16 protein-coding genes and 2 pseudogenes are annotated in these 19,245 nt (G+C 34.8%); 15 read left to right on the plus strand and 3 right to left on the minus strand.

Annotated elements, in window-relative coordinates; genetic code table 11:
- The 12 genes and pseudogenes from AC1PU0_RS07875 to AC1PU0_RS07930 all read left to right on the plus strand — a co-directional run bounded on the left by AC1PU0_RS07875 (position 1) and on the right by AC1PU0_RS07930 (position 10,199).
- Positions 1-1,053, plus strand: coding sequence for an NAD(P)-dependent alcohol dehydrogenase (locus tag AC1PU0_RS07875; RefSeq protein ID WP_206850148.1), 1,053 nt, complete (start codon positions 1-3; stop codon positions 1,051-1,053).
- A 115-nt stretch (positions 1,054-1,168) separates the two neighbouring features.
- Positions 1,169-1,368 (plus strand): annotated as a pseudogene (locus AC1PU0_RS07880) (TMEM175 family protein).
- A gap of 33 nt (positions 1,369-1,401) precedes the next feature.
- Complete coding sequence (locus AC1PU0_RS07885) at positions 1,402-2,286, plus strand: LysR family transcriptional regulator (protein WP_206850147.1); 885 nt, start codon at positions 1,402-1,404, stop codon at positions 2,284-2,286.
- Positions 2,287-2,400: 114 nt separating this feature from the next.
- Entirely contained in the window at positions 2,401-2,928 is a 528-nt protein-coding gene (locus tag AC1PU0_RS07890; protein WP_206850146.1) for a flavodoxin, read from the plus strand.
- 3 nt (positions 2,929-2,931) lie between these two features.
- Complete coding sequence (locus AC1PU0_RS07895) at positions 2,932-3,339, plus strand: cupin domain-containing protein (protein ID WP_111247119.1); 408 nt, start codon at positions 2,932-2,934, stop codon at positions 3,337-3,339.
- 29 nt (positions 3,340-3,368) lie between these two features.
- Positions 3,369-3,683, plus strand: coding sequence for a carboxymuconolactone decarboxylase family protein (locus AC1PU0_RS07900; RefSeq protein ID WP_111247118.1), 315 nt, complete (start codon positions 3,369-3,371; stop codon positions 3,681-3,683).
- Between the two features lie 45 nt (positions 3,684-3,728).
- A complete protein-coding gene (locus tag AC1PU0_RS07905; protein WP_206850145.1) occupies positions 3,729-4,889 on the plus strand; it encodes an MFS transporter in 1,161 nt (386 codons plus the stop codon).
- Positions 4,890-4,893: 4 nt separating this feature from the next.
- Positions 4,894-5,244, plus strand: a complete 351-nt coding sequence (locus AC1PU0_RS07910) for a hypothetical protein (protein ID WP_242596615.1) — start codon at positions 4,894-4,896, stop codon at positions 5,242-5,244.
- Positions 5,245-5,270: 26 nt separating this feature from the next.
- Positions 5,271-5,606: a dihydrofolate reductase family protein gene (locus AC1PU0_RS07915; RefSeq protein ID WP_479998807.1), complete on the plus strand. Its 336-nt coding sequence runs from the start codon at positions 5,271-5,273 to the stop codon at positions 5,604-5,606.
- A 23-nt stretch (positions 5,607-5,629) separates the two neighbouring features.
- Positions 5,630-6,367, plus strand: a complete 738-nt coding sequence (locus AC1PU0_RS07920) for an SDR family oxidoreductase (protein WP_206850144.1) — start codon at positions 5,630-5,632, stop codon at positions 6,365-6,367.
- 182 nt (positions 6,368-6,549) lie between these two features.
- The gene (locus AC1PU0_RS07925; protein ID WP_242596614.1) at positions 6,550-7,242 is read left to right on the plus strand and encodes an alpha/beta hydrolase; all 693 of its coding nucleotides are present in this window, start codon (positions 6,550-6,552) and stop codon (positions 7,240-7,242) included.
- 714 nt (positions 7,243-7,956) lie between these two features.
- Positions 7,957-10,199 (plus strand): annotated as a pseudogene (locus tag AC1PU0_RS07930) (ATP-binding cassette domain-containing protein).
- A gap of 76 nt (positions 10,200-10,275) precedes the next feature.
- Here AC1PU0_RS07930 and AC1PU0_RS07935 read toward each other — a convergent pair.
- Positions 10,276-10,932: a DUF998 domain-containing protein gene (locus AC1PU0_RS07935; RefSeq protein WP_111247116.1), complete on the minus strand. Its 657-nt coding sequence runs from the start codon at positions 10,930-10,932 to the stop codon at positions 10,276-10,278.
- 274 nt (positions 10,933-11,206) lie between these two features.
- Here AC1PU0_RS07935 and AC1PU0_RS07940 point away from each other — a divergent pair, with 274 nt between their 5' ends.
- Positions 11,207-12,655: a DEAD/DEAH box helicase gene (locus tag AC1PU0_RS07940; protein WP_206850143.1), complete on the plus strand. Its 1,449-nt coding sequence runs from the start codon at positions 11,207-11,209 to the stop codon at positions 12,653-12,655.
- A gap of 348 nt (positions 12,656-13,003) precedes the next feature.
- Entirely contained in the window at positions 13,004-14,818 is a 1,815-nt protein-coding gene (locus AC1PU0_RS07945; RefSeq protein ID WP_206850140.1) for a penicillin-binding transpeptidase domain-containing protein, read from the plus strand.
- 18 nt (positions 14,819-14,836) lie between these two features.
- Here the strand turns inward: AC1PU0_RS07945 and efbA are convergent, their stop codons facing one another.
- Together efbA and AC1PU0_RS07955 are read right to left on the minus strand one after the other, a co-directional pair.
- Complete coding sequence (efbA, locus tag AC1PU0_RS07950; protein WP_206850138.1) at positions 14,837-16,543, minus strand: fibronectin-binding protein EfbA; 1,707 nt, start codon at positions 16,541-16,543, stop codon at positions 14,837-14,839.
- Between the two features lie 501 nt (positions 16,544-17,044).
- A complete protein-coding gene (locus tag AC1PU0_RS07955) occupies positions 17,045-18,163 on the minus strand; it encodes a 5-methyltetrahydropteroyltriglutamate--homocysteine S-methyltransferase (protein ID WP_206850136.1) in 1,119 nt (372 codons plus the stop codon).
- A gap of 413 nt (positions 18,164-18,576) precedes the next feature.
- Between AC1PU0_RS07955 and AC1PU0_RS07960 the strand changes: the two genes are divergently transcribed.
- Entirely contained in the window at positions 18,577-19,221 is a 645-nt protein-coding gene (locus AC1PU0_RS07960) for a hypothetical protein (protein WP_206850134.1), read from the plus strand.
- The last annotated feature ends 24 nt before the right edge of the window (positions 19,222-19,245 follow it).

The following is a 19,245-nucleotide window of genomic DNA, read 5'->3' on the forward strand; positions in this document are numbered from 1 at the left end:
ATGTGTGAAAAATGCCAAACAAAAGTATTACAAGCAACAGATAGCAATTATGGCTCTTTTGAACGAGCGGTGATTGAAAGAAGAGCATTAAAACCAGATGATGTGGCAATCGATATTAAATATTGTGGCATTTGTCATTCAGATATTCATCAAGTCGACAATGATTTTGGTTCCGGCGTATACCCAATGGTTCCAGGTCATGAAATAACTGGGATTGTTTCCGCAATTGGTGATCAAGTGACTGGATTTAAAGTGGGTGATCGTGTCGGGGTTGGTTGTTTTGTCGATTCGTGTGGAGCATGTGAATATTGTCTAAGAGGAGAAGAGCAATTTTGTAGCCAAGGTGTGGTTGTTGTTTTTAACTCAAAAGATTATGATGGAAACTTGACCTATGGTGGTTATAGTCAAAGTATTGTTGTGAAAGATCGCTTTGTGATTCATGTACCTGAGAGTCTTGATTTAGCTGAAGCGAGTCCACTTTTATGTGCTGGAATCACGACGTATGCGCCAATGAAACGTTGGAATGTTGGACCTGGTAAGAAAGTAGCAATCATCGGAATGGGCGGTTTAGGTCATATTGCTGTGCAATTTGCACACGCATTAGGTGCTGAGGTAACTGTTTTAGGGCATTCCGAAAGTAAAAAAAATGAAGCACAACAATTTGGAGCGGACGCGTATTATTTAACTAGTGATCCAGAAACATTTAAGCAATTAAAAGGCCAGTTTGATTTTATTTTAAATACAGTCGCAGTGAGTTTAGATGTTGACTTATTTTTAAGTTTATTAACAGTTAATGGAGCGATGGTTTATGTCGGATTGGCTACAGAAGCACAAACTTTCCATGTGGGAAGTCTATTCGGCAATCAAGCAACTATCACAGCTTCCAATGTTGGTGGAATTCCTATGACACAAGAAATGATCAACTTTGCTGCCGAAAAAAATGTGTTACCTAGAATTGAAATGATTACGGTGGATCAAGTTTCCGTTGCGTATGAACGTGTATTAAATAGTGATGTTAAATATCGCTTCGTAATTGATATGGAAACTTTATAGAAAAGAAAAAAATTCTCGATGAATACCTATCATTTTAAAGACCACTTGTGAAAGGAAAAGAAGATTGAGTAAAGAACGCTTAACGACTTTTATCGATGCTGTATTGGCAATCGTCATGACAATTCTAGTTTTAGAATTAAGAAAGCCGAATCCTGTAACTTTAAATGGTTTTCTAGATTTGAAGGAAATTTTTTCGCTTATATATTAACTTTTTTTTGGCTAGGTAAAATGTGGATCAACTTGCATAATGAATGGTATTCTATCAAAAGAATCAATGGTCGGACCGTATGGGCGACCATCGTTAGTTTGATGTAAAATAGGCGTGTAAGCTCAAAAGGAGAACCGAAAATGGAATTAAGAGAACTACGATATTTTTGGACAGTTGCAGAAGAAAGAAATTTTTCAAAAGCAGCAAAAGTACTGCATATTACACAACCGACTTTAAGTCGACAAATCAAAGAATTTGAGGATAAATTAGGTGCGCCACTATTTATTCGTGAAAAAAAGCAATTGACTTTAACTGAAGAAGGGTATTTTTTAAAAGAGCGTGCAGCAGAGATTCTAACTTTAGCCGAGCAAACCGAACGTGAATTTGAAGCGCAAAGTAAGAGCTTTTTAAGTGGACATTTTTCAATAGGTTGTGTTGAAGCAGATAATTCAGATACGATGGCGATGATGTTGGAGGAATTGGTAAGTGACTATCCTCAAATAACGTTTAATATTGTATCTGGTACGAGTGATGATATTAGCGATAAATTGGAAAAAGGAATTTTGGACTTAGCCATTTTATTAGAGCCAATTGCTACACCAAACTTCGAAAAAATTATTTTGCCAAGAGAAGAAAAATGGGGATTATTGGTGTCTAATGATTCATTTCTTGCGCGAAAAACAACGATTCATCCTGATGATTTAAAAGGGGTTCCATTATTAAGTTCAAATCGATCAGAAGTTCAGTCGATGCTTGAAAGTTGGCTTGGAAAATCCTTAAATACGTTAAATGTGGTCGGCACATTTAATTTGATTTTCAACGTTTTTTCTCTAGTTGAAAATCGTGTGGGCTCTGCCTTAACAATTGAAGGGGCAACGACTAACGGCCAGCATGAGGAACTAACATTTGTCCCATTAGTTCCCGAGGTTAAAACAAATTGTGTTCTTGTTTGGAAGAAAAATCGGATCCAAACGCCAGCAGTAAAAGAATTTATTCAACGATTTAATGATGCTTTTAAGGCATAGTTGTTGAGTGAGTTAGGCATTAGACGCATAATGTATCAGGTTGTATCATTTACTTGTAAGTAGATGATGCAGCCTGTTTCTTTGTATAAGTAAAGGATAAAAGAAGGTGATTACATGACCGCAATCATTTATTTTTCTCGAGCTTTTGAAAATTTGGTTGATGGAAAGAAAAAGAATTTGTATATAGGAAATACAAAACTTGTAGCACTAAAAATTGCTGAGGAACTCAATGCTGAAGCAGTTGAAATTATCCCTAAAATAATGTACCCAAAAGAGTATCAACGTGTAGTTATGCAAGCAGAACAGGAAAAAGAAACGAACGAGCGACCAATATATCAGCCAATAGACATAAATTTAGAGCACTATCGAGCAATTTATTTAGGTTATCCAAATTGGTGGGGGACCTTACCAATGGTTATGGCAACTTTTTTAGAGGAACACGATTTTTCTGGAAAAAATATTTATCCTTTTTGTACACACGAAGGCAGTGGAATGGGGAATAGTATCAGTGATCTACAGAAATTATGTCCGAATTCTAGGATTCATATTGGTTTACCTATTCGTGGTTCAAGAGTTGAAAAATCAAATATTGCAATCAAAAATTGGCTGAATCAAGAGCAAAAAAATGGAGTGGAGGAATAGAAAATGGCAAAATTTGAAGAAGTAAAAAACGGTGTTATTTTTCCTGTAGGTGAAAGAAATGACGCATATGCACAATACTTTATCGGTCAAAGCTATTTAAAAAACTTAATTGCAGATCCTAACATCAGTGTAGGTGTGGGAAATGTTACATTCGAACCTGGTTGCCGCAATAATTGGCACATTCATCATAATGGATTTCAACTATTATTAGTAACGGGTGGCGAAGGTTGGTATCAAGAAGAGGGGAAACCAGCGCAATTTTTAACTTCTGGAGATGTTATCGTTACCCATGATGGGGTGAAACATTGGCATGGTGCGGCAAAAGATAGTTGGTTTGAACATTTAGCCATTACAGCTGGAACACCAGAATGGTTAGAACCTGTTTCAGATGAACAATACAATCAATTATAAAAATAAATCAAAGATGGGAGTCCTACCTAATGAAAAAACAAACAGCTGGCAGAGATCAATTAGGTTCGTTTGCACCAAAATTTGCAGAATTAAACGATGATGTATTATTTGGTGCAGTTTGGTCTAGAGAGGAACAACTTTCAGCACGTGACCGTAGCTTGATTACCTGTTCAAGCTTATTAACTCAAGGCGTACCACAATTAGAAGCACATATGAAAATTGCAAAACAAAATGGTGTATCGAAAGAAGAAATGGTGGAAATAATCACGCATTTAGCTTTTTATACAGGTTGGCCGAAAGCGTGGTCGGCTTTTACTTTAGCAAAAGAAATATTTGGTGAATAAAAAATAATAACTGTCTTTTGCGTAGTTTAAAAAGGAGACGACGCAGTGAATAAAATAACGAAAATTTCGCTACTATCTGTGTCATTACTTGTAGTATCAGGCGGAGCAATTGCTGCGAATATTCCAGCAATTATGGCAACTTATCCAACTATAAGCCCAATCCTGATTGAATTGATTACGACAATTCCTTCTCTGTTTATTATCTTAACAGTACCATTTAGTCATAGCTTTGCTAGACGGTTTGGATACAAATTTACAGTTCAATTAGGAATCGGAACTGTACTAGGTGCAGGAATTATGCCAGTTTTTTTACAGTCTTTTTGGTTTCTATTTTTTAGTAGAATATTATTTGGCATTGGAATCGGATTACTCAATCCTCTACTCTTTTCTATAGCAGGAAAATTGTATAATGGGAAAGAACTGTCATCTGTTATTGGTTTTCAAAGTTCATTTGAAGGGATTGGCGGAATGATCATCACGTTTACAGTTGGTCAACTACTGATAATGAATTGGCGTAGTTCATTTTTTGCGTATCTGCTAGCGCTACCGATTTTTGTACTGTTTACATGTTTTGTTCCAGATGTTTCAATAGAAGCGGACCATCAAAATGAGTCAGAGGATCAGAAAATCATGCCATCAACGTATGGTTATATTGCTTTGCTGATTTTAGTTGTAACTATTTACATGTCAGTAACAGTGAAAATCACCTCTTTATTACTTGAAAAAGGTTTAGGAGATGCTACGGATGGTAGTAATTTGATGGCTTTGGTTGGTTTAGGAGCCATGACTGCTGGAGCGTTATTTGGGTCAATCGTGACCATAACAAAAAAATGGACAGTACCGATTGCATTTTTTATTTTAGGGATCTCGATGTTTATGATAGCCTTATCTCATGATTTAACCTCAATTTCAATTGCTGTCATTTTATGCGGTTTTTCCTTCCGTACGTTCATTCCATATTTATTTAACGAAGTAACTCAAAATAGACAAGGAAATTCGCAAAAGAGCACATCTTTATTGTTGATAGGTTTCAATATTGGAGCGGCTTTTGCACCTGTAACGATTTCTTTATTAAAAAACATGCTTCCTTCCAAAGAAAATACGAGCATTTTTATTGCAGAAGGTATAATCATGATGTTAGTAACGTTTTGTACTCTGATTACCAATGGAAAAAAAGTGAAATGTCACAATAAATGGGAGAAATAATAGAATGCAAAGACCAAAGATCATTTGCCATATGCTGACGTCAATAAATGGAAAAATCAGCGGTGGTTATATGAGTTCAAAGTATGCTACTTCTGGTAGCATGGCTTATGAAATAACCAATAATGCTTATCAAAGTCAGGCATGGTTATGCGATAGAGTTACAATGGAGAAGAATTTTACTGATTTTCACAAACCTGTGTTAAAAAAATTACAACACCTTACCCTAGAACCGATTATGTTGCACAAGAAAATGCAGAAATGTATATTGTTTCAGCAGAGCCTTCAGGTAAAGTTGGTTGGACAACTAATACAATTTAATATGAAAATCGTACGGAAGCCCACATTATCGAAATAGTAACAGATAAGGCTAGTGATGAGTATATTGCGTACCTTAGAGAGCATCAAATTTCGTATGTTTTTGCTGGAAGCAAACAAATTGATTGTACACTTGCTTCAGAAAAACTATTGGCTTTATTTGGTATCAAAACATTAATGGTTTCAGGTGGCGGTTATATCAATTGGTCATTTTTACAAGAAGGATTGATTGATGAAGTAAGCATTGTGATGACACCAGTAGCTGATGAGCGAACGGATACTAATACTATTTTTGGGCGAGTAGAGACTTTACCAGAACTAGCACCAGTTGGGTTTAAATTGAAGTCAGTTGAGATCATTGAAGAGGATACATTATGGTTAAGATATTGGGTAGACAAATAATAAAAGTAAAGGGAGCCAAAATTATGAAGAACAATGTAAAAGATAAAGTGGTCATTATTACAGGTGCTTCATCTGGAATAGGAGAAGCCACAGCAAAACTATTGATTAAGAACGGCGCAAAAGTCGTTTTAGGTGCTAGAAGAGAAGATCGCCTGAAAGAGCTTGTCAAAAAATTCGGTGGAAATAGTGCATATGCTGTTACGGATGTGCGTAATGTGAAAGATGTAGAAAAACTAATACAAGTTGCAAAAGATCATTTTGGTAAAGTTGATGTCCTTTTTGCAAACGCAGGAATTATGCCGGCGTCCAATATGAGTGAATTAAAGATAGAAGAGTGGAATGACATGGTCGATATCAACATTAAAGGAGTGCTTAATTCACTCGCAGCAGTTTTACCAGAATTCGCTGCACAAAAATCAGGGCATGTGATTACAACAAGCTCAATTGACGGATTGAAAGTGTTCCCTGGTAATAGTGTTTATACTGGAACGAAACATGCAGTCCGTGCGATTATGGATGGTTTTCGTATGGAATCTGCCATGGAAGGTACCAACATTCGCACAACTACTCTTTATACAGGGGCGATTGCAACTGAATTACTAGATACTATTTCAACACCAGAAGTAAAAAGTGGAATGGAACAATTTTATCAAATTGCTATTACACCAGATGCTGTCGCACAAACAATTTTATTTGCAATCTCTCAACCCGATTCAGTCGGAATTACTGAAATGACGATATTACCAACAAAGCAAGCATAAAAATAATAAATAAAGTAAGATAGATGAATCAACCATCGTTTTACTTTATTTTTTTGTCGATAGAAAGAATTGAATGCTAAATTTTCATTAAATTTAGAGAACATATAAACAATGCGTGTGCCTATTCAAGGTAGAATAAACAGTATATAACGATTTCAAGTAAAAATACAAGAAGGTTGGCTATGATGAAAAAACGAGCGATATTGATCATTCATGGATTTGGAGGCAATGAACATGAAATTCTCTATCTACATGAATACTTAAAGCAAAATAATCTTCCATCATTTTGGATTCAATTAACTGGACATGATGGAGATAAACAACATTTTTCAAAAGCGACATCTGACCAATGGATAATGGATGTGAAACGTAAACTAGATGAACTAGAGCAACTATATACTCATATTACATGCATAGGCTTTTCAATGGGAGGCTTATTGACAATCCAAGCATCAGAGAGAGAATCAGTGGATCAACTCATTTTATGTAGTACACCTATCTATCTTTATAATGTTAATGTCATCATGCAAGACATCGCGGAAGGGATACTTTTAAAAAAACAAGAGAAACTGACTTATTATTTTCGTTCTGCCAAAACAACGTCCATTCGTTCCTGTTATCAATTTTTATTGTTGCTTCAAAAGACAAAGAAAAAATTAAAAAACGAGAGTCAATCAACAGCAAATAAAAAAATGCTCATTCTACAAAATCGACAGGATGAAACAACTTACTACAAAAGTGCCTATTACATTGCTAAAGCAATAAAAATGAAAGTCTCAGTGAGAATATATGAAAAGGGAAGGCACCAGTTGTTTTTAGGAGAGAATAAAAATGTTGCGGTGAAAGATATAAGGAAATTCATTCTTCAGGACTAACATTGAACTCAATTTTATTTTTCATTATCTTGAATTTCTATTTTCTAAATTTAAAAAGGAATGAATAGGGATTTTTGTTGAACAACTTCTTAGTCAAAAGAAAAGATGAGGGGAAGGATTTCCGATTGAGATAGTTTGGCAGAAAAATCTATATATTGAGTATTTTGAAGTCAAATTACGTAGTATCAAGATTAAATTAAATAGCTTACAAGTGAGTAGTCTCAGTTACATTGCCAATTCTGATCAAATTTCAATGAATTCAGATTTATATAAGCAAAATGGGATTGGGGGCTAGAGCTTATCTGTGAAGTGTTGGAATTATTTCCAGCACTTTTTTTGTAATTCATAATTGAAAATCAATTCTATGTAGCAAACGTATAAGTCGACAAAAAAACGATGTTGTAAAAGTCTTTTTGGCTGAATCACTTTTGCTCCCCCTTCTCGAATAAATCTTTTCGATGATGTGCTTTTAGAATTGAAAAACGTAAAAACTATTTACATTAGCCCGATTACTTCAACACTCTTCTTGAGTTAAAACTGAATTTTTACAAGTTTTCTCTTGATTTCAAAACGAATAAAAAAGATGGATCACGTTTACTCGTAATACACTTTCCATCGTTCTATAATAAATAGTTAGATACAAGAATTTTTAAGTAGCAAATGGAATAGTGTAAGTATGTATCTTCATAGCATCACGCTGATAGGAGGAATCAAATGGAAAGAGAATGGATCAAAATAAAAAACGCAACACAAAACAATTTAAAACATGTCACGACGAAAATCCCAAAACATCAACTGACAGTCGTAACAGGCATCTCTGGTTCTGGAAAGTCTTCTTTGATTTTTGACACTTTAGCTGCAGAATCTCGCAGAGAATTGAATGATACTTTTCCAAGTTTTCTACAAAAATATTTACCAAAATATGTTAGACCAGTTGTCGGTAATATTGAAAATTTACCCGTTGCGATTGTAATTGAGCAAAAGAAGTTATCTTCAAATTCCAGATCAACGGTCGGAACTTATACCGATATTTATACTTTTTTACGTTTGCTTTTTTCAAGAGTAGGAAAACCATTTATCGGCTATTCTGATACGTTTTCTTTCAATCATCCTGACGGAAAGTGTCCAGAATGTGATGGTATTGGGACTGTAACGACTATTGATATCCATAAATTAGTCGACTTTACTAAATCACTAAACGAAGGACCGATTGATTTTCCAACTTTCCATGCTGGCTTTTGGCGTTGGAAACGATATGCGGACAGTGGTCTATTTGATTTAGATAAAAAAATAAAAGACTATTCGAAAGAAGAACTAGAATTATTTTTGTATGCACCACAACAAAAATTGGGAAATCCGCCAGAAAAATGGCCTCATTCGGCACTTTTTGAAGGATTGATTCCAAGAATGAAACGAAGTATTCTCCAGTCAGATGAAGGAAAAAGACACCAAAAACAATTAGATCGCTTCGTTACAATTGAACCGTGTCCGTCTTGTCATGGTACTCGAGTAAATGAACGGGTGAGAAGTTGTAAAATTTTGGGAAAAATATAGCTGATGTGGTGATGTTTTCACTGGATGAATTGACTTCTTTTATTGAGAAAATCGATGAACCCTTAGCAGTAGATGTCAAACCTGAAATTCAAAAACGGTTAAAGGCATTAAATGAAATTGGGTTGAGTTATTTAACTTTAAGCAGATCGACAGGCAGTCTTTCAGGTGGAGAAGCGCAACGTATAAGAATTTCTAAATACATTAATAGCGCATTGAATGATATGATGTATATTTTAGATGAACCGAGCGCAGGGCTTCACCCGAAAGATATTGATCGAATGAATAAAGCATTGCTTTCTTTAAAGAATAAGGGCAATACAGTTATTTTAGTAGAACATAACCCTCAATTAATCCGATCAGCAGATTATATTCTTGATATGGGACCAAGGGCCGGAGAAGGCGGAGGAGAACTTCAATTTGCAGGAGAGTATTCTAAATTTATTCAAGCAGGAACAATCACAAGTGAAGCATTACAGACAACAATACAAATTAAAGAAAAGACTCGCAAACCCAAAAACGTTTTAGAGATAAAAAATAGCACTCTCCATAATTTAAAAGACTTTTCAGCAGGAGTACCACTAGGTGTCTTGACGGTTATTTGCGGTGTCGCAGGTTCAGGCAAATCTTCATTAGGTGAGCTCATCCGTCAGACTGCTATTGAAAAAAATCAAGAAATTGTGGCGATTTCGCAAAAAAGTATCGGAATCAACTTACGCTCTACTCCGTTAACATATTTAGATATCTTTGGGAAAATTCGTGAACTGTTTGCCAAAGAAAATGGGGTGAGTGCTGCATTATTCAGCTATAATTCAAAAGGCGCTTGTCCAAGATGTCGCGGCAAAGGGGTGATCATTTCTGATATGGCTTTTATGGAAGATATCGTAACCACTTGTGAAGTTTGTCAGGGAACACGTTATGATCCAGAAGTTCTGAAATACAGATACGAAGGTAAAACAATTGTCGATGTTTTAGAAATGACAGTCACTGAGAGTTGCGACTTTTTTTCAAGTCTGTCTTTTAAAAAAGAATTGTTAACATTAATAGAAGTCGGATTAGGTTATTTAAGGCTGAATCAGTCTTTGACCACACTTTCTGGTGGAGAGTTGCAACGTTTGAAGTTAGCGAACCAACTGCATAAAAAGGGAACGATTTATTTATTAGATGAGCCAACGGATGGGTTACATTTACACGATATCAATTACTTACTGAGGCTATTTAATCAAATGGTTGATGAAGGCAGGAGCTTGATTCTTTTAGAACATCATTTGAGTATCATCAAACAAGCGGATTGGCTCATTGAAATTGGTCCAGAGGGCGGTGCCAAGGGAGGCCAATTAATTTTTAGTGGAACACCTAAAGAATTATCGATTTCTAGCGATGTAATTACCAAACCCTATTTGTAGATTGCACGTGAAATATAGATTAAGTAATATAACAAGGAATCAAAATTGAAATCAATCACGTTGTAGCCTTAAGCTATCATCGTGATTGATCTTTTTTATTTTTCCAATGTATACTTTTTAAAGATACAAGAAAGAAGGGCAAATAGAGAAATAATAAATTTAATCGTTGCCAAAGACCTCGATAAGGGATACGGACTTGATTAATTATAGGAATTTTAGGTGCAGCGAATAAAAGCATAAAGCAAATAGATAAGAGAAAAATAATGAGAAATAATTGAACAACTAGTTGTTCTTTTTCTAAATTATAAAGCTTGGTCAAAATATATACAGCAATAAGAAGTGCTACAAAACCTAATCCTGATAAGTAGTCGTGAATGATTGATTCGACATTTATTTTAGTTGTATTTGTTGAGCGATCAAAAATTCCAGTAATAACACAATCACCAATTGCAAAACCAGCCATCATAATACTAAGCCATTTAGCAAGTGGTTTTGATGTATGTTTGAATCGTTCATAAAAACTAGGGATGGTCAAAAGAAATAATCCGCCATCAATCAGTTGCCAAATTTTAAAAACAGTTTTTATTGGGCTACCGTCTTCACCAAAATCACTGATTAACATTGTAATTGGATCATAATCTGGATAAAAATTTGCAAAAACAAAAGGAAATGTCAATTCGCTGATAATAACCGTAATCATAATAAAAAAACCATATTTCTTAATAATTTTCATGAAAATACCTTCTTCTCTTTCAATCATTGTTCTTCATTAGTATACTATAAAATTTGTTTTTTTAAGAAAAATAATGTTTTAATAAATAAAGACTAACGTGAGGTAAAAAAACGAGAATGATGTAGCCTCTTGCAGTTCAATGACTTTTCATGGATAATAGGGAACTGAGTCTAAAAAGAGTTTAGACAACTATGATTACAAATCAGCTCACGCAGAATAAGTCTTTACAGTGTGTAAAATGTTTTGATCGATAAAATAGAAGAATGGGGTAACAATGAACAAAATAAACTTTAGTACCTATCCAATAAGTGACATAATCCTAGAAGCCATTTCAGATTTAGGGTACGAAACACCAACACTCGTCCAACAGGCAGTAATTCCAGCTGTTTTGGAAGGGAAAGATTTGCTAGTTCAATCACAGACCGGTAGTGGAAAAACAGCTAGTTTTGCTATACCGCTTTGTGAAACAGTCGACTGGATAGAAAATAAACCACAGGTCCTTGTTTTAGAACCAACAAGAGAGTTAGCCCAACAAGTGCAAGAAGATATAATCAATATCGGTCGTTATAAAAGAATAAAAGCAACAGCTGTTTACGGGAAAGCGTCTTACGTAAAACAAAAATCAGAATTAAAACAAAAAAGCCATATCGTCGTTGGAACGCCTGGACGAGTGTTAGATCATATTCTAAAAGGAACGCTTCCTCTTGAAAAAATCAATTGTTTAGTAATCGACGAAGCAGATGAAATGTTGAACATGGGATTTATTGAACAAGTAAAAGAGATTATAGCGGCATTACCAGAAGCTAAAAATACGCTGCTTTTCTCTGCGACGATGCCAAAAACAATTGAAAAACTGAGTAGCACGTATTTACGTGAACCAGTTGTTGTAAAAATCGAAGCATCAGAAAAAACAACACCAAAGATTCAACATGCCTTTTTAGATGTAACAGAAGAACATAAATTTGCTGCTTTAGAGGCAGTAACGATCGTTGAAAATCCAGATACATGTATCATTTTTGCTAATACTCAAGAAAAAGTCAATGACACATACGATTTCTTAGTCAAAACAGGATATCCTGTTGGAAAATTACATGGTGGTATGATGCAAGAAGATCGCTTTGACGTAATGGATGCTTTTAGAAAAGGCAAGTTTCGTTACCTTGTAGCAACAGATGTAGCGGCCCGTGGTATCGATATTGAGAATATTACGCATGTTATTAATCTAGATGTTCCATTTGAAAAAGAAAGTTATGTTCACCGTGTAGGAAGAACTGGTCGTGCAGGTAGAGAAGGGTATGCATTGACATTTGTCACATCAAAAGAAGATTCCTTAAAAAAAGAAATCGAGTCTTTTGGTGAATTAACAATGACACGAATCACGCTACCGAATGCTAAACAAGTAGCAAGAAATAAAGCAGCATTTGAGAAGAAAATAACAACTAAGCAAAAGCCAAAGCACCAAAAAGCCAAACGTGTGAATGAAGAAATTACAAAAGTTTATTTTAATGGCGGTAAGAAAAAGAAATTACGAGCACTTGATTTTGTAGGTACTATTTCAAAAATCGAAGGAATCACATCTGGAGATATCGGAATCATCACTATCCAAGAAAATGTGACATACGTTGATATTTTAAATGGAAAAGGCCCACTGGTTATTCAAGCAATGAAAGAAAGAACGATTAAAGGTAAGCAATTGAAAGTACACGTAGCAAGAAAAAAATAAGTGAAGCAGGAACATAACTCAAAGAGATTTGGGCTATGTTCTTTTTTAACGGTATGTTGATCGATTCTTTCTTAACAGACGTGTTAGATGTGACTTCGACTCATTTATCAACTTAGTAGCTTTTTAGAATTTCAAGAGAGAAGAATAGAACAGATAAAAAAAGCCCAACTAAGGAAAAGGGCCGTATTTTTTCAATACTCTAATTTTTGTTTAAGAAGCAAAATAGAAGCAGAAAATCGGTAAATAAAAGAGGTAAAATGAATGTATACTCTCCTCTGTAAGATTCCCTATAAATAGGGAATTTTATGTAGAGATGAACACAAAAACTCAATTTGGAGATAAGCTAGAATGAAAAAAATAAAAGGTATAATAAAGAATCATAATCTTTCAACAATTAAAAATAGAAAACGTGTTGGTGTGATAATTTTATTTTTGACGATGTTGATCTTTTTACTCTTTACAATTAGACTTTCCTATATTCTGATTACAGGGAAAGTTGCAGGAATTTCTCTTTCTGAAAAAACGAAAGAGTTGTATGAAGTTCATGAGACATTAGAAGCAAGACGAGGATCGATTTTGGATAAAGATGGCAATGTCTTAGTCGAAGATTCGAGTGCATTTTCGTTATATGCTATTTTAGATGAAAACTATACTGATTTAGAAGGAAACAAATTGTATGTCCAAGAAAAAGATTGGCCAACAATTGCTGAAATTTTTGAAAAATATGTAAAAATCGAGAAAGAACTAACATTAAAACAATTAAAACCAAGTGTAAATAAAGAGGGAAAACAGGTTACAACGGTCGAATTTGGGACAAATGGCAAAAATTTGAATTTTGAAACAAAAAGAACGATTGAAGAAGAATTAAAGAAGAAAAAGATTTCAGGTATTTATTTCCGTGAAGAGAAAAAACGTGCCTATCAAGTTGGGAACTTCGCTTCTTATTTTATTGGCTATACCAATCAAGATGATAAAGGCAACGAACAAGGTGTGATGGGAATCGAAGAGGCTTATAATGACAAATTATCTGGTCAAAATGGTTCTCGTAGTTATGAAAAAAATTCTGCATTCGGTGATGTAAAACCGGGAAGTGCGAAAGAGAAAAAACGCGTTGACGGAAGTGATATTTATACGACATTGGATAGCAACTTACAATTTTACCTAGAGGAACTATTAAATGATGCAGTACAAAAATACCAACCTGAGCATATCACAGCTACTTTGATGGAAGCAAAAACTGGTAATATATTAGCGACCTCACAAAGACCCTCTTTTGAATTAGACACAAGAAAAGGGTTAGAAGATCCGAATACAGCCCGTTGGAGCAATATTCTTGTAGAGGATGTCTATGAACCAGGCTCAACGATGAAAAGTATGATGGTAGCAAGTGCAATCGAAGAAAATAAATTCAGTGAAAATGAGCAGTTCCTTTCAGGAAATATCAAAATCGACGATACACAAATCAATGATTGGAATAATGGCGTTGGAGAGGGCAATATGACATTTAGACAAGGTCTAGCTTGGTCAAGTAATGTCGGAATGGTGACACTTCAAGAGCGGATGCCTGATTTATGGCAAGAATATCTAAAAAAATTTGGTTTTGGTCAAAGTACAAATTTCGGGTTGACGGGTGAGGCCACTGGAGAAATCCAGAATAAAACAACAGTCGACAGAGCAATGACATCATATGGACAAGGAATTTCAGTGACTCATTTACAGATGCTTCAGGCTTACACAGCCATTGCTAACGGAGGGGAAATGCTAAAACCTAATATGATCAGTAAAGTTGTTTCTTCGAATGGAAAAGAAACCATCATTCAACCAGAAGTAGTTGGAACACCGATTTCAAGCGAAACAGCTGGAAAAGTCTTGGAGTATATGAAAGATGTTACGATAGATCCTAAATATGGTATGGGGAAAGAATATGCTATGGACGGAATCAATGTCTCCGCTAAAACGGGAACAGCAGAATTCTTTGAAAATGGTATTTATCAAAAACAAGAATATCTACATTCGGTTGTGACGATTACTCCAACGGAAGATCCAAAGTATATTTTTTATATGACGCTAAAAAAACCGTTATTGCAAGGTGTAACAGCGAACGATATTATTTCTGAGGTTTCTAATAATTTAGTAAAACGAGCGATGGTTGCTCGCGATTAAAAAAAACGAACATCCCTCTTAATGAGGTGTGTTCGTTTTTAATGTTTCAAGTAATTGTTCATCTGGAGTAACATATATCGTTTTTTGATTTTCATAAATGACATATCCAGGTTTAGCTCCATTAGGTTTATGGACATGTTTTACTTGTACATAGTCTACGGGAACTTGTGCAGATAAACGATATTTAGAATAATAAGCGGCAAGATTTGCTGCTTCTACTAATGTTTCATTAGATGGATCGCTCTCTTTGATGATCACATGAGAGCCAGGAATATCTTTTGCATGCAACCAAATATCTGTCTTTTTAGCTGTTCTAAGCGTCAATTGATCATTTTGCAGGTTGTTACGCCCTACAAGAATCAGGCTACCGTCAGATGAGTAGAACTCTTCTGGTTTGCTTTTCTTTGGTTGTTTCTGTTTTTTTGCACCGCGGTTTTTAACATAGCCTTGTTCGATTAATTCTTCACGAATCATTTGAATATCCATTGGGCCTGCTATTTCCAATTGTGATAGGACGGATTCTAAATAGCGGATTTCTTGATTAGTCTGTTCAATTTGGCCATGCACCACTTTAACAGCATTTTTCAGTTTTTGATATTTTTGAAAGTACTTTTGAGCATTTTGATTTGGTGTAAGTGCTGGGTTCAGGTTTATTTTCAACAACTTATCTTCTTCGTAATAGTTTGGTAATTCAACGAATGGAGCACCTTTTGGAACTTGAGCCATAAAAGTTGTTAAAAGTTCACCATCTCGACGATAATTTTCTGCATGTTCAGTATCGGCTAAGGTTTGTTGGAGTTTTACCAGTTTACTTTGATTTCGCTTCAGTTCATTTTCAATTTTATGGATCAGTTCGCCACCTTGTTGCTTAACGCGGTCTTTTTCTGCTTTTCCACCATAAAAAGTATCGAGTAATTCACTGAGGTTCACAAAATTTTCTTGCTTACCTTCAAGTGATGAAAATGGAAGAGGGGTAAAAAATTCTTTTTTCTCTGTGATTGTTAACGTGGGTGCGAGTTCATGTTCAAGAGAAGACCAAAATGACTGCCACACAAGCATTTTTTCATTAGGACGTTCATTTAAACGAAAGGCAATCTCGTCAGCAGTATCTTTGCCCAACCCTTGAAATTGACTTTGTAAATAGCTTCCATTAAGTTCACTTGCTTTTGAAAGAATTTCAAAGACTTTTTCTTTACTTGATTCGAATGGGTTTTGTTGGGTTTGTTTCGGTGGATCGATGTATTCAACCCCTGGTAACAACGAGCGATAGCTATTTTGTGAACTACCAATATGTTTGATAGCATCTAAAATTTTGCCGTTTTCTTTGTTGACCAAAACAATCGTGCTGTGTCTGCCCATTAATTCAACAATCAGAACAATATTTTGGAGATCTCCGAGTTCATCTCTTTTAGTGAAGGTAAAGTGGATCACACGATCATTTTCGACTTGGTGAATCTGTTCTAAAATAGCACCCTCAAGAAACTTCCGCAACATCATAACAAAGTTTGGCGGTGTATCTGGATTGGCATAAGCGATTTCGGTTAGCTGGACTCGAGCATAACTTGGATGAGCTGATAATAGTAATTTATGATTTTTTCCCTTAGTCCGGATCACTAAAATAATTTCATTTTCGTATGGCTGATGAATTTTTGAAATTCGGCCGGTGGCTAAAGTCTCTGATAATTCGGAGACCATTGCATGAGTAAATACGCCATCAAATGACATAAACATCCCTCAATTCTATATACATAATAATACCATTATAACGGAGTTCTTTTTATTTATAAAGGAAGTGAGGAATAAAATCCTGATAATATGAAATGAATGAATCGCTTTAGTAAATAAATACGCTTTCTTTTTTAATATAGTTAGTGTAGATGAGCCAGTTGGTTTAAACGAAGTTGAGGAAGTCTATGCCAAGTAAGCACAGTTATTTTATTATCATAAGCAGTCGGAATAGTTTAAGGGCTTGCCTAAGGTTGATTTATGAAATATCCGTTGCGATTCGTGGCTTGCATCATAGGATTACCTATATGGCACATTCAGTAAATCGATAAAGTAAAAAAAATAATGAAATTTGTAAAGAAAACTAAACAGATTTTTACTGTTTAAAAGGGTGCGAGACAAAAGTAAAAATCACTTTTATTTCACACCCTAAATGCGAATAAACAGTGGGAGCAGGAGCAACCCCTTTGAAAAATAAGCTTCTGTTCTATCCTCCTTTAGTTAAGCGTCTTGCCAAACACCTTTAGCTATATCAACGACTAGTCGAACTTTAGCCCATTGCTCTTCTTCAGTTAGGTGATTTCCTTCGTGTGTCGATGCGAAACCGCATTGAGGAGAGAGACAAATTTGATTTAACGGCACAAATTTGCTCGCTTCTTTGATACGCTTTTCAACGCTTGAGACGTCTTCAAGTTCGCCCTTTTTAGTGGTGATTAGTCCTAGAACGATTTTTTGATCTTTTAATTCCTTCAATGGTTCAAAACCACCTGAACGTTCATCGTCATATTCTAAAAAGAAGCCGTCAAATGCTTCAATAGAAAATAAATTTTTGGCGATTGTTTCATAAGAGCCGTTATAAAGCCAATGGGATTGGAAATTACCTTTACAAAAATGAAAGGTAACAGCAAGATCAGCTGGCTTGTTTACTAAACATTTTTCAGTTACGTCTTGAAAAGCATTCAATAGTTGATCAGCATCCAGACCGTTATTCGAAATCAATTCACGAAAGCGATCATCAAATAATCCACCCCAGCTTGTATCATCTATTTGTAAGTAACGACAACCAGCATCATAAAAAGCTTGGATTGCGTCTTGATAGGTTTTAATTAAATCTTCTTTGAACGTTTCTAAAGAACTATAAATAGGATTCTCTTTGTATTGTTTGGATAAAATCAGTGAGTCTAAAAATATCATATTGGGTCCAGGAATGGTCTGTTTAGCCAAAAGAGGCGACGCATATTTTTGAGTGAAACGAAAATGATCAAGAAACGGATGATCTTTTGAAAAAGATAGTGGGCCACTTACATATGTTCCTTGAGCGTCTGTCGTAATGCCAAAAGCAGTTGTTTGGAAATCATAGACAGTAATACCATTTAAGCTTGCAATAAAATCTAAATGCCACCAACGTCGGCGAAATTCACCATCCGTTACAGCATAAAGTCCAGCATTTTTTTGTTTCTCAATTAAATCAATGATTGCTTGATCTTCGATGGTTGTTAATTCATTTTTTGTAATAGTCCCGTCAAGGAAAGCCGCACGTGCTTTTTTCAAATAGTCAGGGCGTAAAAAACTACCGACAATATCATAACGGAAAGGGATTCTTTGCTTGTTGTTTGGCATAAATAGTCCTCCATTTTTTAGTTAGATTTGTAAAAATATACATAATAAATCAAGTACACTCAGTAAAAATAACGGATAATTGAACGAGCTTGTTCGTGTTTTATAGGTTATCCGTCTTTTTTTCACCTTCTATCTTTTCATCAGCTGAGATTCTCTCATCATTTTACTAAAATAGCACGATATTTTTTTCATCGTATTTTAATTTATCGATCTTTAGTGAAAGTATAGGTTAGGAATACTAGTTTGTCAATGAGTGAAACCATTTGCTATTATTGTTCTTTTTTAACATTTATATAGATTGAAATGAAAAAAATCTATTTTTTATTAAAAATAGCTGGAGCATTATTTGTTATACTAGGCAAAGGAAAGAAGTACTAGTATAATGGGATTATACGTAGTAGAGGAGAGACAAAATGAAGAAAGATTTTATCAATGTTAAAGATAATATTATAGAATTCATTAATAGACAGAAGAAACTGACGGCAATTATTTTAGTTGTAATAGTTCTAGTTATAATAAGCTTGTTCATGGTAGTACCTAAAGTACAGGCGAATATTCGTGCTTCTGAAATTAAATCTTTAGTAAACCAAGAGAATTTATCAAAAAAGGCAAATTATTTAGATCCCAAAACAGCAGATAAAGAAATTAGTAAAAAAACAGCAATGACCGTTTTATTTTCAGTGCCAAGTGGCCGTACTTATGGTAACGTGATGAATGTATTAAAAGACTCAGAACTAATGAAAGATTTTAACCGTAGTATTTACCTTTATCCGATGGTTTATGATGTAGAGAAAATCGAGCAAAAATACAAAATCAAAAAAAATGAAGTAGCGATTGTTTTCTTTGAAAACGGAAAAGAAAAAAATAGAATTTCTATTGATGAAAATTTTGACACAAAAAAGATGCTTATCCCATCTTTGAATCAGTTGTCATTGTCTAGTATAGTAGAGCCATCTGCTACATCAAATTCAACAACAAGCACTACAAGTGAACCAGCGACTAGTGAATCTGAGCAAATGTTAGATCAATCTGTGGAAGCTGATTCAGTAGCACAATAAAATCAATTTCAGAAAGAAGGGCTT

The sequence above is a fragment of the Enterococcus sp. XAF26B05_ASV22 genome (assembly GCF_056727285.1).

Excerpts from the sequence above, each read along its gene's own strand:
- AC1PU0_RS07900 (WP_111247118.1), top strand. The coding sequence starts at position 3,369 with ATGAAAAAACAAACAGCTGGCAGAGATCAATTAGGTTCGTTTGCACCA.
- AC1PU0_RS07925 (WP_242596614.1), top strand. The coding sequence starts at position 6,550 with ATGATGAAAAAACGAGCGATATTGATCATTCATGGATTTGGAGGCAAT.
- AC1PU0_RS07875 (WP_206850148.1), top strand. The coding sequence starts at position 1 with ATGTGTGAAAAATGCCAAACAAAAGTATTACAAGCAACAGATAGCAAT.
- AC1PU0_RS07960 (WP_206850134.1), top strand. The coding sequence starts at position 18,577 with ATGAAGAAAGATTTTATCAATGTTAAAGATAATATTATAGAATTCATT.
- AC1PU0_RS07955 (WP_206850136.1), bottom strand. The coding sequence starts at position 18,163 with ATGCCAAACAACAAGCAAAGAATCCCTTTCCGTTATGATATTGTCGGT.
- AC1PU0_RS07895 (WP_111247119.1), top strand. The coding sequence starts at position 2,932 with ATGGCAAAATTTGAAGAAGTAAAAAACGGTGTTATTTTTCCTGTAGGT.
- efbA (WP_206850138.1), bottom strand. The coding sequence starts at position 16,543 with ATGTCATTTGATGGCGTATTTACTCATGCAATGGTCTCCGAATTATCA.
- AC1PU0_RS07940 (WP_206850143.1), top strand. The coding sequence starts at position 11,207 with ATGAACAAAATAAACTTTAGTACCTATCCAATAAGTGACATAATCCTA.
- AC1PU0_RS07920 (WP_206850144.1), top strand. The coding sequence starts at position 5,630 with ATGAAGAACAATGTAAAAGATAAAGTGGTCATTATTACAGGTGCTTCA.
- AC1PU0_RS07885 (WP_206850147.1), top strand. The coding sequence starts at position 1,402 with ATGGAATTAAGAGAACTACGATATTTTTGGACAGTTGCAGAAGAAAGA.
- AC1PU0_RS07945 (WP_206850140.1), top strand. The coding sequence starts at position 13,004 with ATGAAAAAAATAAAAGGTATAATAAAGAATCATAATCTTTCAACAATT.
- AC1PU0_RS07935 (WP_111247116.1), bottom strand. The coding sequence starts at position 10,932 with ATGAAAATTATTAAGAAATATGGTTTTTTTATTATGATTACGGTTATT.
- AC1PU0_RS07910 (WP_242596615.1), top strand. The coding sequence starts at position 4,894 with ATGCAAAGACCAAAGATCATTTGCCATATGCTGACGTCAATAAATGGA.
- AC1PU0_RS07890 (WP_206850146.1), top strand. The coding sequence starts at position 2,401 with ATGACCGCAATCATTTATTTTTCTCGAGCTTTTGAAAATTTGGTTGAT.